Source organism: Streptomyces sp. NPDC026589, assembly GCF_040638385.1.
In the GTDB taxonomy this organism is placed as follows: Bacteria; Actinomycetota; Actinomycetes; order Streptomycetales; family Streptomycetaceae; genus Streptomyces.
Map to the genome: position 1 here is coordinate 213,814 of NZ_JBEZYG010000016.1, position 13,915 is coordinate 227,728.

The window sequence follows — 13,915 nt, forward strand, 5'->3', positions numbered from 1 at the left end:
CGTACAACCGTGACCGTCGTGACGAGCGCCCCTCCGGTGGCTTCCGCTCCGGCGGCAGCGACCGCCCGTTCAACCGTGACCGTCGTGACGACCGCCCCTCGGGCGGCTTCCGCTCCGGCGGCGCCGGCGACCGCCCCACCGGCCGTCGTGACGACCACCGCGGCGCCAACACCGGCACCAACACCGGTTCCTTCGGCCGCCGCGACGACAAGCCGCGCTGGAAGCGCAACGGCTGACCCCCGCCCGGCCGACAACCGGCCGAGCAGGTCCGCCTGACAGACCGGCAGGGCCCGTACGCCACCGAACCGACTCGGTGACGTACGGGCCCTGTTGCTGTCCCGGTGCCCGGGATTCCACCGCGTTCGCATGACGTTCCCGTGGTGTGGAGATCCTGTTAAGATCCGCACACTCGTGTGGGGGGGGCACCGCCGGGGAGCGAGCCCGGGACTTCCACGCCGGCCTCCGCCGACCGTTGCTGAGCGATCGCGTCCCCCCGCGCCCACTGTCTTCCACGGGGAGGAACCCGAGTGGCTCAGCGTGCCCTCACGAACGGCGTCGTCGCCGCAGCACTGGTTCTGTCGGTCACCGCGGGGCTGGGACCGGTGGCCGCGGCCGCGGCCCCGGCTCCCGCGAACGTCCCGGTGGCTCTCGCGGCGCCCGCCGCGGCGGCGGACCCGGTGGTCATCCCGCCCGCGATGAGCAACTTCGTACAGCCGTTCAACTTCGCGGCCGTCGGCCGGCAGCGCGGCGCCGACGGAGCCGGAGCGGCCGGCGTCTTCCACCGGGTGTCCGGGCCGCCGAGCGGCTATGTCTGGACCCGCTTCTCCGACGGGCGGATCTTCCCCGCCGGCCCGTCCGGAACCGCACCGGTCGACAAGGTGCACGGCACGGGCACGGACACGATCGTGTACCAGCGGGGGAACACCTTCGAGCTGCGGGACATGGCGGCCGGCACCACCCGCACCCTCACGCTCCCGGACGGGCTGCTCTTCTCCGGCGTCTTCGGCCGTACGGTCGTCGCGGTCAGGATCGCGCCGGACGCCACGGGCGACACGCCCCGCGCGGCGGACGAGGCGCATCTGCTGGACGTGCGCGAGGACGGAACCGTACGGGACCGCACGGTCGAGGGGCTGCCGGCCGACACCCGCTTGCTGCACGCCGACTCGGCCGTGGCCGGGGACAGCACCTCCGTGGCCCTGCGCTACGTCACCGGCGGCGCCGCCACCCTGGCACTCGTCGACGTGGCGGGCGCGCGGGTCGACCAGCGGCTCGGCGCGGGGGTCAAGGCCTCGGGGAACGCGTTCGTCCTCTCCCCCCGGCACCTCCTCTTCTACGTGGTGGGCAGCACCGGGACGGCCATCGGAGTGCTGCCCCGGTCCGACCTCGGCGGCACCCCGCGGACGATCACCTCGGTGCCGCCCGCCGACCGCTACTTCTCCTCCCTGCGCGTCGTCGGTGACTGGCTGATCCACAACCGGGGCAACAACTTCCCCCTCATGGCCACACCGCTCGACGGCGGTGCGCCCCGCGTGCTGCTGAAGGCCGCCAAGAACGACATCGCGGCCGCCGAGGACGGCTCGGCGATCGTCGTCGGCGGGGCGAGCAGCCAGGGGGACGACCGCGCGTGGGGCGCCCACCGCATCACCGAGGGCCCGGGCGGCGTTCCCGTGCTGGAGCGCGTGATCGACCTCGCCCCGCTGCCGCAGAAGATCCAGGGGATCGGCCTGTCCGGCGGGCGGCTCACCGTGGCGGACAGTCAGGTCTCCAACGTCCGGAGGGCCACGGTGCGCACCCTGAGCCTGTCGGGGACGCCGTCCTACGGGCCGCAGGTCCCGGCCCGGATCACGTTCCACACCGCGTGCGGGCCGGAGGACCCCGACTGCCACGCGATGTTCGGAGCCCTCGACGGTGGTGTCACCTTCCTCGCCCGCCGGGAGAGCGCCTCCGGCGACGAGGTGCGCTCCTCCGAGGGCAGCTCCTTCATCACCGGCGCCTCCGGCGGCACCCTCACGGACGCCGATGGGCGGTACGCCGTTTACACGAACGAGGCGGCGGGCGTACAGACCGTCTACCGGGCGTACGGGCCGGAGAAGATCCTCACCCGTAAGCCGGTCGCGTCCGCCCTGTGGGAGCAGACCCTGTGGAGCGCGGCGGAGAAGCCGGGCACCGTGACGGAGACGGTCCTGGCGACGGGCCGCACACGGCAGACCGTCGACCTGGGCACCGGCTGCGCACCAAGCGAACTCCAGGCGCTGGGCCGCTGGCTCTACTGGTCGTGCGGGGCTTCCGGCCCGGCCGGGGTGTACGACCGGACGACGAGGAAGTCGTTGCCCGTCCCCGCCGACGAGGCCCTGCTCGGCGACGGCTACCTGGTGCGTCACGACAAGGCCGCCGGGAAGCTGGTCCTGACCGACCTGGTGACCGGCATCGGCACGGGTACGGCGCCGGAGCGGATCGTCGGCGACCTGCCGGCGACCGCGAACGCGCAGCGGCGCGTGGCGTGGACGGTCGACAAGCGCGGCGGGAACGTCGCGTACGTGGACGCCGGACAGCGGGTCCACGTGGTGCCGACCGGTGTGCCGGCGCAGGCGCTGTCGGTCCATGACGAGCGCTCGGAGAGCTGGCCCTCGGAGGAGAGCGGCCACTGGGCCTACTCCGCCCGGCTCTCCCGGCCCGTGGCTTCCTGGAAGGCGCAGCTCGTCGACCGGCGGACCGGCAGGACGGTCCGTACGCTCACCGGCGGCGAGGCCCGCGACGTCCTGACGGTCGACTGGGACGCCCGGGACGGCAGCGGACGGCTCGTGGTCAACGGGACCTACGACTGGACGCTGACGGCGCAGCCCGCCGACGGCCACGGCCCGGCCCTGACCAGGTCCGGCAAGGTGAGGCTCACCCACGCGGCCCCCGCCTGGCGGGACTTCGGCGGCCGGGACGCCCTCGGCGACCTCTTCGTGGTGGTGGAGGACCGGAGCCTGGGCATGCGCCGGGGCAAGCTTCCCGGCACGGTCGGCCCGTACACCGGCTACTTCGGCATCCTCGACGCTCCCGCCACCAGCATCGTGCCCACCGGCGACCTGCGCGGCGACCGCTGCAACGACTACCTGGTCGTGAACAGCGACGGCGCCCTGTACCGGCTCGACGGCACGTGCGACGACGACGGTCAGTACGGCTTCCTCCACGACCCGGCGAAGATCGGGACGGGCTGGAAGGCGTACGACGTGTACTCGCCCGGCGACCTCAACGGAGACGGCGTGGCCGACGTGCTGGCCCGTCAGAAGTCCACCGGTTCCCTCTACCTGTACGCGTCGGACCGTGCGGGCAAGCTCAAGGCCGGTGTCCTGATCGGCACGGGCTGGAAGGGCCTCACGGTCGTCGGAGCCGGGGACCTGACGGGCGACGGCATCGGGGACGTCCTGGCCCGCGACTCCTCCGGGGTGCTGTGGCGGTACGCCGGCACGGGTGCCGGAAAGCTGGCCGGCAAGCAGCGGATCGGCTCCGGCTGGAACACGTACAACGCGATCGCGGCGGTCGGCGACATCACGGGCGACGGCAGGAACGACCTGTTCGCCCGGGACAGGGCCGGGGTGCTGTGGCGGTACGAGGGCAGGGGCAACGGGCTGTTCGCCCCCCGCGAGAAGCTCAGCCCCGGCTGGCAGGGCTACCTCTCGCTGTTCTAGGCGCGGGCCGGGCCCCGGTGTCGCCACCCGTCGGCCGGATCCCGGCGGGTGGACCCCGGCGGGTGGAGCGCCGGGGCCCCGCGTCCGGCGACGCCGTGCCGGGACGCGAATCGGATACCGCCTCGGCCGCCGGGCCGGGGGCGGCTATGCTCGTGGAGTGATCTCCCAGGGGCCGTTAGCTCAATTGGTCAGAGCAGCGGACTTTTAATCCGTTGGTTGTGGGTTCGAGTCCCACACGGCCTACCTCTCGGCCCCAGGTCAGAGCGTTTCTCTGGCCTGGGGCCACTGCTTGTTCGGGTTCATTTCGGGCAGATGCTCCACCCAAGCTCCATCGAAGTGCAAACGATCACACGAAGCAGCCCCCGCCTCGCGCGAGAGGCAGGGGCTGCGGTCGATCTGGGCGGGCTACGCCTCGGGCTCGGCGGGGATCACGAACCCCCGCACCGGCCGGAGCTCCCGCGGGTCACGCGAGTCCGGCTCCTGCCCGTCCCTCCACGCGGCCACCATGTCCGCGTACCGCGGGTCGATCCACTCCTGCGCCATGAGGCACCTCCTGCCCAGCAGGCTAGCCCTTCGGCTTCGGGATGATGACGATCGTGCAGTCCGGGGCGTGCTGGCACTTTGCCGCGACGGACGCGAGAGTCTCGTCCGACGGCGGCCCCCACAGTTCCGCGTCAGCGACGTACCCCAGATCTGCGATGGCCTGGCGGGTGCGGTCCAGGATCTCCGGGTCGTAGTTCGTGGGGTCGTACCCGGGGAAGTGGTGGACGAAGTTCCCGCCGAGCTCCTCGCACAGCTGCGCGTACATCGCGGTGTGGAGCAGCAGGGCGTGCCACCCCTCATCCACGATGCGCGACGGGGCCAGGCCGACGCCCGGGTTGCGCGAGCAGGCGGCCACGAACTTCAGCCCCTCCTCGACGATCCGGCCGGCCATCTCCTGGGACATGTCGGGGTTGGCGTCCATGACGGTGCTGCGGCAGCTGGTGAACCGCTCGTCGGGGATGAGCCCGCGGGCGATGACGGGTAACTGGCCTACGCTCATGGTGATCTCCTTCTGTCGGTTGGGGATCGCCCGCCCGGCTGCGGTCCTTCCAGGGAGTGCGCGGCCGGGCGGGAGTCTGTGGGCGGTTCGACGTGCCAGAGCAGGGTGGCGCCGTGCTCGGGGCAGTGGACGCCGGTGTCGTCCTCGACGGGGAACTCGTGCGCGCCGCCGTCGGCGAAGCACGTCGTCACCGCGCGGTCGTCTTGCACTCGGGGCACTCGCAGACGGGGAACTGGTGGGAGGCCTCCGGCTGTTCGAGGGGCACGACCTCCGTCTCCTCGCGCACGATCCGGGTGTGGCCCTCGCGGTCCACCTCGTACACCTTCATCGTCATCGCCATGGCTCTCTCCGCGTCGCTTGCGGTATCCGTCGCCGTCACAGAGTCGTCCGATGCACGTAACCGCAGGATGACCAGCGGGGGTTACCTAGGCGGTAATACACTCGTTGGCGCTCCAGTAAGGCGCCTGCGCGTGCGTAGGATCGCAACGGAAGTCAGCCCATGGATGCCGCCACCCCCGGCCTGCTCAGCCCTGATGTGCTCGACAGAGCAGACGTCCGGGCAGCACTCATCGAGCACGACTTCGCCGCCGTCTTCGCACTGATCAAGAAGTGGGGCGGGCTCTCCCAGAACCGCATCGCGTCTGCCTGCCAGCTCACCCCCGGCAAGGTGTCCACGATCACCAGCGGGTCCCAGCGCGTCACCAGCTTCGACGTCATCTGCCGAATCGCCGACGGCCTCCACATCCCCGGCGGCCTGCTCGGCCTCGCACCGCGCCCCTGGGAGAGCGACCACACCACAGCACCGCACGACCAGCCAGAAGCTCCAGGCGACCGGCCAGACACAGACGAGATCCCGTGGCGGCCCGACGCCACCGTGAGTCTGGCCACCCACCTCACCAGGAGTGATCTTGTGATGGACCGAAGGGTCCTCACCCTCGCCCTCGCCGGTGCCGCGGTAACCGGCGCCGTGCTCCTCGACAGCCTCGAAGGATGGCTCGCCCCGGCCGCCCACGTACCAACGCAGCGCCGCCCCGGCCGCCTCGGCATACGAGAAGTCGAGGAACTGGAAACCACCGCGCGCGCCTTCCGCCACTGGGACCACCAGTACGGCGGCGGCCTCCGAAGGAAAGCTGTGCTCGGCCAGCTCGCGGAAGTCTCCGGCGCCCTTGACGACCACCAGGCCCCGGCCGTGACGGACCGGCTGTACCGCGTCATGGCGCAGCTGGCCGGCACCGCAGCGACCATGGCGTGGGACTCCGGACTGCACCGGCGCGCGCAGGACTACTACCGCCTCGCCCTGCGAGCCGCCCACGCTGGCGGCGACGTCGTCTTCGGGGCCAACGTTCTGGCTGGGATGGCCCGGCAGATGCTCTACCGCGATCGCGCCGACGACGCACTCCAGCTGATCCACCTCGCCCAGGAGGGTGCCCGCGACGTGATCGGCCCCCGGGCTCGTGCCATGCTCCACACCCGCGAGGCCTGGGCGTATGCCGCGCAGGGGCGCATCGCCGGATTCCACCGGGCCACCGCCAAGGCGGCCGAGGCACTGGCCAGCGCTGCCGGGAACACCGACGAGCCGTACTGGATCGCCTACTTCGACGAGGCCGAGCTCGCGGGCGTCACCGGGGGGCGACTCCTCGACCTCGCGCGCGCCGACCCGCGCCGCCACGCCGACCAGGCTGCGGCCAGGATCCGGGCCGCCTTAGCGTCCCGGGGCGCAGAAGCAGGGCGCTCCCACGCGCTCGACCGCATCGGGCTGGCGGAATGCCAGTTCCTCGCCGGGGACATCCAAGGGGCGGCCGCCGAAACGGCCTTGGCGGTGCAGGCCGCGCGCGGCACACAGTCAGGGCGTGTCCGCACACAGCTGGGGCAGCTGTACCCCTACACCGTGGGACACAGTGCGTCGCGGCCGGTGCGCGAGGCGCGCGATAGTATCCGCGACCTGCTGTCGAGCTGAGGAACGGGCACATGACGACACTCGCCGTGACCGGGCACATGGACCTGACCGAGGAGAGCGTGCCGCTGGTGCGCGCTGCGCTGCGTGAGCTGCTCGCCGAGTACAGCGAGGACCTGACCGGGGTGTCGTGCATTGCTGCGGGTGCGGACAGCCTCTTCGCGGAAGAGGTCTCTGCCATCGGCGGGCGCCTGATTGCGGTGATCCCTTCCGATGACTACCGAGCTGCCAAGGTGAAGCCGGCCCACGCTGCTGTCTTCGACCACCTGATCGAGACAGCCGAGCACGTCGTGACTCTGCCGCATGCGACTGCGGGCCGGGCTGCCTATGAGTCGGCGAACGCCGAGCTGCTGCGCCGGGCGGACCGCCTCGTAGCCGTGTGGGACGGCAGGCCCCCTTCGGGCAAGGGAGGCGGCACCGCCGACACCGTGGAGCAGGCCCGGGAAGCTGGTCTGCCCGTGGACGTGATCTGGCCGGCGGGAGCCACTCGACGCGTGTGAATCCGGGCGCACATCGCTTCGCTGTGCGCGGGCTCTCGCGTACCTGCCAGCCCGAGGGCCTCAGGCGCGGCTGCCGGTGAGGGTGGCGTAGACGACGACGTTGTCGGCGTAGCGGCTGTCCGCCTCGGAGTAGTCGCCGCCGCAGGTGATCAGACGAAGCCCGGCGTGGTCGAGGTTGCGGTAGACCTCGACGGTCGGGAACGCGTCCTTGGGATACACGGCGGTCCGGTCGACGGTGAACTCGGCCGTGCGGCCGTCCGCGCGACGGACGGCGATGCGGTCGCCGGGGTCGAGCGCGGCGAGCTCGAAGAAGACCGCAGGTGCGCCGTCCCAGGTCACGTGGCCCGCGATCACCGCCGGCCCCATGGCCCCGGGCGTCGGGCCGGGCGTGTACCAGCCGGCCTTGTCCGGGTCGCGCGGGGTGTCCATCGCCCGGTTCTCACCGAGTCCCAGGTCCTCCAGCGTGGAGTCGATCTTCAAGGACGGGATCGTGATCCCGACGGGTCGCGAGGAGGGCAGGGCGGCTACGGGCCGCCTGTTCCGGTCTCCGCCCCCGATCCCCTTCTCCGGTGGCGCGGACGTCCCCGCGTGGGGCGGGGGCGTCCGGCCGGCCGGGGCCCCGGAGCTTTCCTTGTCCGCCGCCGGGGGAGGGGCGGGCTGCTGGCGGCCGGTTCCCAGGACCAGCAGCAGCCCGCCGATCAGGAGAAGGGCCGCGACGGCGGCGGTGAGCCCGAAGGTCCGCCGCCGCCCGGGAGGTGGCGTGGGCCCGTCGCCCGGGTCCGTCGCGTTCATCGGGGGTCACCTCTTCCTGGTCGCTGCCGTTGCGGAGCCTGATCGGGGCGGGGCGGGGCGGGGCGGCGGTCGGACGCGGCGCCCGCCGTCACCTGGGCCGGACCGGTCAGGTGTTGTGCCGGGCGTCGGCCGGGCCGGACCGGTCAGGCGTCGTGCCGGGCGTCGGCCGTACGGGTCCGGCGGCGTACGGCGAACAGGCCTCCGGCCGCGAGCACGGCGGCGCCGCCCGCAGCCAGGAGCCCCGGCGACTCGACGCCCTCCGTGCTGCCGCCACCGGTCTCGACGCCGCCGGCCGGCATGGAGCCGACGGCCGCGCCCTTGACCATGCCGCAGTTGGCCGGAGCGGTGGCCTCCTGGGGAAGCTTCGGGTCGAGCTCGCTCTTGCCCGCGCCGAAGTCGTACGTCCCGTCGTCGTTGCGGTCGATGCCGTGCTGCACGACGTGCAGGTCCTTGAGGTGGTCCGCCACGTCCCGCGGGACGGTGATCGTGCGGGAGTAGGTCAGCTTGCCGTCCTTGTCGGCGACGGGCATCCGGTCCACCGCGAGGCCGCTCTTCTTGGACGTATCGCCCTTCGTCGTCAGGGAGATGTTGATGTCCCCGTACATCGGCAGGCCCTCGGCGGTGGTGACGATGCCGTCGCCGTCCTTGTCCGCGCTCTTGTCCGGGCAGCGGAAGTCGTGGCCGTCGGTGGAGCCGTGGATGTGCTGGGCGTGCGGCTGACCGGGGACCAGCCCCTGTGCGTCGATCTTCACGGTCAGCTGGTCGCCCTCCAGGCTGACGAGGGCGGCGCCACTGGCACCGGAGTCGTTCAGCTGCTCCAGGTCGATCTGGTACGTGTCGCCCTCGGCCGCCTTCGTGGTGCCGGCGGGGTGCCCCTCGTGCGCCAGGGCGGGCCCGGCCACTCCGAGGGTGAGCGCGGCGGGCAGGACGAGCAGTGCGGCGAGGCGAGTTGTACGGCGGGCTATCACGAAGACGCATCCCCTTCCGGAAGTTCCGGCGCGGGCCGGAACGACGTTCGGTCGCTGATGTCGTCTATTCGGAGCCGTGACCCGGATGGATTGGCCCGGGCACGACAAACATCCGCAGCCTCCGTCCGCCCGCGGGGCCGGTCAGGCGGGGGCCTCCGCCGCCCTGGGCCCGATGGAGCGACGCCTGACGAGCAGCACGACGATCAGGACCACCTGGAGGACGATGATCAGCGCCATGCCCAGGGATGCCTGGGGCTCCTCGCCGACGAGGTTGGAGAAGAGACTGGTGTCCCACAGCCCGTGGACGAGCATCGGCAGCAGGATGACGCCGCCGACGCGGAGGCACAGGTAGAAGAAGTAGCCCGACGTGGAGACGACGAGGGCCTGGAGGATGGCCTGCGCCCCCGCCCCGATGGCGTTGCTGACGTGTACGAGGCCGAACACGAGCGAGGAGTAGAGGCCGACCTTGCCCTCGGTGAGCCCGGCCCGGCGGAAGACCTGCACGCCGACGCCCCGGAACATGAGCTCCTCGCCCACGCCGACGAACACGCCCAGCAGGAGCAGGGAAGCCACCAGGGAGGCGCTCTGGTCGCCGAGGTGACCGTAGTTCAGACCGAGCAGGGCGACGGCCAGCATGGAGACCGGCACCCAGCGCACCCAGCGGCGAACGGGTGCCCGGTAGCGCAGCACCTCGCCCCACCAGCCGAGCCAGGTCACGACGGCGGCGGCGAACACGATCGACGCCCCGATCGGGATCAGCGCGTTGCGTACCAAGGACTCCGTGGTGGGGAACGGGCTGTCGGAGGAACTGGTGTCGACGCCGATCAGCAATCCGAGCCCCTGAATGATGCCCGCGTACACGACGACGACCACCAGGAACCACGGCCACGTCAGCCCTCGCCCCGGCCGACCGTCCCGTATCCCGTCCGTACCGTCCGTACCGTCCGTACCGTCCGTCCCGCCTGTTCCGTCCGTCGCGTCCGTGCCGCCTGTTCCGTCTCGCACCACGTCACCCTCTTCCCCGATGGCGAGAGCACCCCCGCCGCTCCGCCTGTCCCAGCAACCCGGTCGGCTGTGGACTTACCAAAAGATCCCATGCGGAACAGGGCAAAAGCCATGGTGGATCCCCCGAGGGCGGCGCCCCGAACCCCGGCCCGGAGGAGCTCCGCCGTAATTGGTCAGAGGTGTGCCGGGAATGCCGTAGAGTTGTGTTTACCGACGCGGGGTGGAGCAGCTCGGTAGCTCGCTGGGCTCATAACCCAGAGGTCGCAGGTTCAAATCCTGTCCCCGCTACTGAAGGCCCGGGCCCGGCACGCACAGCGTGCCGGGCCCGAGTCGTTTTCTGGCGCCGTGATGGTGCGGTTTGACCTTGACGCAGCGTAAAGATCTAGCGTTTCCGGCATGGAGTGGTCCATTCAGGAAATCGCCCGACAGGCCGGCACCACGAGCCGCACGCTCCGGCACTACGGAGACGTCGGTCTCCTCGCGCCGAGCCGGATCGGGAGCAACGGCTACCGCTACTACGACCAGGACGCCCTCGTCCGGCTGCAGCGCATCCTGCTGCTGCGGGAGCTCGGTCTCTCGCTGCCCGCCATCAAGGACGTGCTCGCGGGGCAGCGGGACACGGCGGTGGCGCTGCGGGCGCATCTGCGGCTGCTCGAACAGGAGCAGGCGCGCATCGGGCGGCAGATCGCCTCGGTGCGGACCACTCTCCACAAGACGCAGGAGGGGATGGAACTCATGGCCGATGAAGTGTTCGACGGCTTCGATCACACCGCCCACGAGCAGGAGGTCACCGAGCGCTGGGGCCGGGACGCGTACGAGGAGGGCGACCGCTGGTGGCGGTCGCTCGGGGACGAGCGGAAGAAGGCGTTCCAGGACGAGCACGAGGCCGTCGCGCGCGCCTGGGGCCGGGCCAGGGGGGCGGGGCTCGCCGCCGACGGGGCCGAGGCGCAGGACCTCGCGCGGCGGCACTGCGCCTGGCTGTCCTCGGCCAAGGCGCCCAGCCGTTCGTACGTGATCGGGCTCGGCGAGATGTATGTCGCCGACCCCCGCTTCGGAAAGAACTACGATCGCTACGGGGACGGCACCGCCGCCTTCGTACGGGACGCACTGACGGTATACGCGGAACACCGGCTCTCCGACTGACCACGGAAGGCCGGCCTCCGCCCGCCTTCCCCCTATTCGGCCGATGCGGAGTAGCCGCTCGGCGCGGCTCCGGGAAGCCTGGGCGGGGCGCGGTACCGTCCGCAGCCGTGGGTGGACCGGGCAGGAGTGCACAGGTGGGGATGGCCGACGAACGGCGCAGTGCCACGGCGGGGAGTTTCGACGCCGTGGGCCGGGTGGTGTTCGGGTCCCGGGAGGGCCAGCTGACGTCCGACGGGCGGCGCACCGGACGGTTCGTCCGGCTGCTGCCCGCCCTGCTGATTCTCGGCGGGCTGGTGCTCGACTCGCTGACTCCGCCCAACTTCACCGCTGTCCCCCTGTTCGTCGCGGCCCCGCTGATCGCCGCGCCGTTCTTCTCGAAGAACCGGACCGTCCGTACGGGGATCGCCGCGGTCCTCTCCGTCATCGCGATGCGGCTCTCCGACGGGACGACCACCCAGGTGGTCCCGATCATCGAGCTGATCACCGTGCTCACGGCCTCGGTGCTGGCCCTCGTCATCAACGGCGTCGTGCGGCGCGGCAACGAGCAGCTGGCCTCGGCCCGGGTCATCGCGGAGACCGCCATGCGGGCCGTGCTGCCGACCCCGGCCGAGCGGATCGGCGGACTCCAGGTGGCCGCGCGGTACGAGGCGGCCCAGGCGGACGAGTTCGTGGGCGGCGACCTGTTCGCCGTCGCGGACACCCCGTACGGAGTGCGTCTGGTCGTCGGCGACGTACGCGGCAAGGGGCTGGACGCCGTCGAGGCGGTGGCGGTGATCATCGGGGCGTTCCGGGAGGCGGCCGAGCAGGAGCGTTCGCTGGAGGGCGTCGCGCAGCGGCTGGAGCGGGCGCTGGCCCGGGAGGGGACGCGACGGTACGGGCTGGACGCGATGGAGGGGTTCATCACCGCCGTGCTGGCCGAGATCCCGCCCGGTTCGGCCTCGTTGCGCATCGTCAACCGCGGTCACCCCGAGCCGATCCTGCTGCACGCCGACGGCGCCCTGGAGGTGCTGGCGCCCTCGGTGCCCGCCATGCCGCTGGGGATGGACCTGGGGGTGTGGCCGGACCGGTCCGACGAGTGGGCGATGCCCGCCGGGGCGACGCTCCTCGCCTTCACGGACGGCCTGTCCGAGGCGCGGGACCCGAACGGGGTCTTCTACGATCCGGCGGCCCGGCTGCGCGGCCGGATCTTCCCCGGCCCGGAGGAGCTGTTGTCGGCGCTGACGGACGACGTACGGCTGCACACCGGCGGGCGGACCACGGACGACATGGCGCTCATCGCGGTCGGCCGGCCGGCGGAGGGGCAGCCCGTGCCCCGGACGACGGTGAAGATCGTGGGCCGGGGCGATGACGCCGGGCGATGACGCCGGGCGATGACGCCGGGCGATGACGCCGAGCGATGACACGGTGCGTAATCGAGGTGCACCGCTCCGCATAACATTTGACACACCGTCAGAAAAAGTGATGTGGCTGAGTGGTGGTCAAGTCGCCCGATTGCGCCCGGTTGTCACCCGTACATCCCCGCCATGTTCGTTAATGATCAACAGGAACAGCTTGGAATAGGGCCCGTCCGTCTATTAACGTTCGATAACGCAGCGCGGTCGTCACAGCCGTCGTCAGAGACGGCGCCGCGCGCGAGCGCCGAATTCCGCAAGGGAACCGGGGAACCACCTACATGGGGTGAATCGGACGCCTGCGTCTCGTGAGAGACGGAGGGGCCCGTAGGAGACCTTCCTGCTCCGAACCCGTCAGCTAACCCGGTAGGCGAGAAGGAAGGAAAGGAGTGCGCCCACGTGGCGTCCAACAAGCCTGCCCCTGAGGCCCCGTCACCCTTCAGTGCCGACACCTTCGGTGGCGAGGAGCGCACCTGGGAGGAATGGAACCCCACCGCGGAGTCCATCCGTCCCGTGCGCGGCAAGCACCGCGTGGCCAAGCAGCGTGGTCTGGCCCGTAGCTCCACCGTCCTCGGGGTCGGTGTCATAGCGGCTGTCGGTGCCGGCGGCATGGCCACCGCGCAGGACAAGGCGCCGGTCTCCATCTCTCTTCCCGATTCCATCGTGGACAACCTCCCCGACGCCAAGTCCCTTCCCGGCGTCGGGTCTTTGATGTCCGACGAGGCGGAGCCCGCCCCGGTCGCCGCCTCCGCGCCGCTCACCACCGCCGGCCTCACCACCGCCGAGGCCGAGCAGGGCACCGACGCGGGCGAGGCGCTGCGCGCCCGGATCCTCCAGCAGGCCGAGCAGCAGCAGGCCAGCGCCGACGCCGAGGCCAAGGCCGCCGCCGAGAAGGCAGCGGCCGAGAGCGCCGCCGCCGAGGCCAAGAAGCAGCAGGACGAGGCAGAGGCAGAGGCCGAGGCCGAGGCCGCCGCGAAGAAGAAGGCGGCGAAGGAAGCGGCGGAGAAGAAGAAGGAGGCCGAGCGGCTCGCCAAGCTCGCCGCCAGCTTCTCCCTCCCCACCTTCTCGTACACGATCACCTCCACCTACGGTCAGTCCGGCGCGCTCTGGTCCTCGGGCCAGCACACCGGTCTCGACTTCGCCGGGTCGGCCGGTGCACCGCTCAAGGCCGTGCACAGCGGCACGATCACCTCGGCCGGCTACTCCGGCTCGTACGGCTACCGCACGGTCCTCGAACTCGAGGACGGCACGGAGATCTGGTACGCCCACCAGTCCTCGATCGAGGTCTCCGTCGGCCAGAAGGTCACCACCGGCCAGACCATCGGCCGCATGGGCGACAGCGGCAACGTCACCGGCGTCCACCTCCACCTGGAGGTCCGCACCGCGGGCGGTTCCGCGATGGACCCGATGGCCTGGCTCAACAGCAAGGGCCTGAACGTCTGA

Annotated in this window: 12 protein-coding genes, 2 tRNA genes, 1 pseudogene and 1 riboswitch; of the genes and pseudogenes, 9 read left to right on the plus strand and 6 right to left on the minus strand. The window is 71.6% G+C overall.

Going from position 1 to position 13,915, the window contains the following annotated elements; translation table 11 throughout:
* The 3 genes and pseudogenes from AB0F29_RS26935 to AB0F29_RS26945 form a co-directional block, all read left to right on the plus strand.
* Positions 1–236, plus strand: a pseudogene (locus tag AB0F29_RS26935) (RNA helicase); the annotation flags it as partial.
* Positions 237–527: 291 nt separating this feature from the next.
* Entirely contained in the window at positions 528–3,677 is a 3,150-nt protein-coding gene (locus AB0F29_RS26940) for a VCBS repeat-containing protein (protein ID WP_361876824.1), read from the plus strand.
* A gap of 169 nt (positions 3,678–3,846) precedes the next feature.
* A tRNA-Lys gene (locus tag AB0F29_RS26945) sits at positions 3,847–3,920 on the plus strand.
* 162 nt (positions 3,921–4,082) lie between these two features.
* Here the strand turns inward: AB0F29_RS26945 and AB0F29_RS26950 are convergent.
* From AB0F29_RS26950 to AB0F29_RS26960, 3 genes are all read right to left on the minus strand, one after another.
* Entirely contained in the window at positions 4,083–4,220 is a 138-nt protein-coding gene (locus tag AB0F29_RS26950; RefSeq protein ID WP_361876827.1) for a hypothetical protein, read from the minus strand.
* Positions 4,221–4,242: 22 nt separating this feature from the next.
* A complete protein-coding gene (locus AB0F29_RS26955) occupies positions 4,243–4,719 on the minus strand; it encodes a hypothetical protein (RefSeq protein ID WP_361876830.1) in 477 nt (158 codons plus the stop codon).
* A 187-nt stretch (positions 4,720–4,906) separates the two neighbouring features.
* The gene (locus tag AB0F29_RS26960) at positions 4,907–5,059 is read right to left on the minus strand and encodes a hypothetical protein (RefSeq protein WP_361876833.1); all 153 of its coding nucleotides are present in this window, start codon (positions 5,057–5,059) and stop codon (positions 4,907–4,909) included.
* A gap of 159 nt (positions 5,060–5,218) precedes the next feature.
* Between AB0F29_RS26960 and AB0F29_RS26965 the strand changes: the two genes are divergently transcribed.
* Both AB0F29_RS26965 and AB0F29_RS26970 read left to right on the plus strand, forming a co-directional pair.
* Positions 5,219–6,676 (plus strand): hypothetical protein, encoded by a 1,458-nt coding sequence (locus tag AB0F29_RS26965; protein WP_361876835.1) that lies wholly within the window; start codon positions 5,219–5,221, stop codon positions 6,674–6,676.
* A gap of 11 nt (positions 6,677–6,687) precedes the next feature.
* Positions 6,688–7,173 carry a hypothetical protein gene (locus AB0F29_RS26970; protein WP_361876838.1) on the plus strand — a complete coding sequence of 162 codons (486 nt, stop codon included), beginning with the start codon at positions 6,688–6,690 and terminating at the stop codon, positions 7,171–7,173.
* A gap of 60 nt (positions 7,174–7,233) precedes the next feature.
* Here AB0F29_RS26970 and AB0F29_RS26975 read toward each other — a convergent pair whose 3' ends face one another.
* The 3 genes from AB0F29_RS26975 to AB0F29_RS26985 form a co-directional block, all read right to left on the minus strand.
* Complete coding sequence (locus tag AB0F29_RS26975) at positions 7,234–7,965, minus strand: class F sortase (RefSeq protein WP_361876841.1); 732 nt, start codon at positions 7,963–7,965, stop codon at positions 7,234–7,236.
* A 143-nt stretch (positions 7,966–8,108) separates the two neighbouring features.
* Entirely contained in the window at positions 8,109–8,933 is an 825-nt protein-coding gene (locus AB0F29_RS26980; RefSeq protein ID WP_361876844.1) for a hypothetical protein, read from the minus strand.
* A gap of 141 nt (positions 8,934–9,074) precedes the next feature.
* Positions 9,075–9,938, minus strand: coding sequence for a type II CAAX endopeptidase family protein (locus AB0F29_RS26985; protein WP_361876847.1), 864 nt, complete (start codon positions 9,936–9,938; stop codon positions 9,075–9,077).
* Positions 9,939–10,152: 214 nt separating this feature from the next.
* Here AB0F29_RS26985 and AB0F29_RS26990 point away from each other — a divergent pair.
* The 4 genes from AB0F29_RS26990 (at position 10,153) to AB0F29_RS27005 (ending at position 13,915) form a co-directional block, all read left to right on the plus strand.
* Positions 10,153–10,226, plus strand: a tRNA-Met gene (locus AB0F29_RS26990).
* A 108-nt stretch (positions 10,227–10,334) separates the two neighbouring features.
* Positions 10,335–11,081, plus strand: coding sequence for a MerR family transcriptional regulator (locus AB0F29_RS26995; RefSeq protein WP_361876850.1), 747 nt, complete (start codon positions 10,335–10,337; stop codon positions 11,079–11,081).
* A 140-nt stretch (positions 11,082–11,221) separates the two neighbouring features.
* Positions 11,222–12,442, plus strand: a complete 1,221-nt coding sequence (locus AB0F29_RS27000) for a PP2C family protein-serine/threonine phosphatase (protein ID WP_361876853.1) — start codon at positions 11,222–11,224, stop codon at positions 12,440–12,442.
* A 265-nt stretch (positions 12,443–12,707) separates the two neighbouring features.
* Positions 12,708–12,860, plus strand: a riboswitch (cyclic di-AMP (ydaO/yuaA leader).
* An 11-nt stretch (positions 12,861–12,871) separates the two neighbouring features.
* Positions 12,872–13,915: a M23 family metallopeptidase gene (locus tag AB0F29_RS27005; protein ID WP_361876856.1), complete on the plus strand. Its 1,044-nt coding sequence runs from the start codon at positions 12,872–12,874 to the stop codon at positions 13,913–13,915.

Bases quoted from the DNA above. Each gene is read 5' to 3' on its own strand.
- AB0F29_RS26950 (WP_361876827.1), bottom strand. From the start codon at position 4,220: ATGGCGCAGGAGTGGATCGACCCGCGGTACGCGGACATGGTGGCCGCG.
- AB0F29_RS26955 (WP_361876830.1), bottom strand. From the start codon at position 4,719: ATGAGCGTAGGCCAGTTACCCGTCATCGCCCGCGGGCTCATCCCCGAC.
- AB0F29_RS26960 (WP_361876833.1), bottom strand. From the start codon at position 5,059: ATGGCGATGACGATGAAGGTGTACGAGGTGGACCGCGAGGGCCACACC.
- AB0F29_RS26965 (WP_361876835.1), top strand. From the start codon at position 5,219: ATGGATGCCGCCACCCCCGGCCTGCTCAGCCCTGATGTGCTCGACAGA.
- AB0F29_RS26970 (WP_361876838.1), top strand. From the start codon at position 6,688: ATGACGACACTCGCCGTGACCGGGCACATGGACCTGACCGAGGAGAGC.
- AB0F29_RS26975 (WP_361876841.1), bottom strand. From the start codon at position 7,965: ATGAACGCGACGGACCCGGGCGACGGGCCCACGCCACCTCCCGGGCGG.
- AB0F29_RS26995 (WP_361876850.1), top strand. From the start codon at position 10,335: ATGGAGTGGTCCATTCAGGAAATCGCCCGACAGGCCGGCACCACGAGC.
- AB0F29_RS27000 (WP_361876853.1), top strand. From the start codon at position 11,222: ATGGCCGACGAACGGCGCAGTGCCACGGCGGGGAGTTTCGACGCCGTG.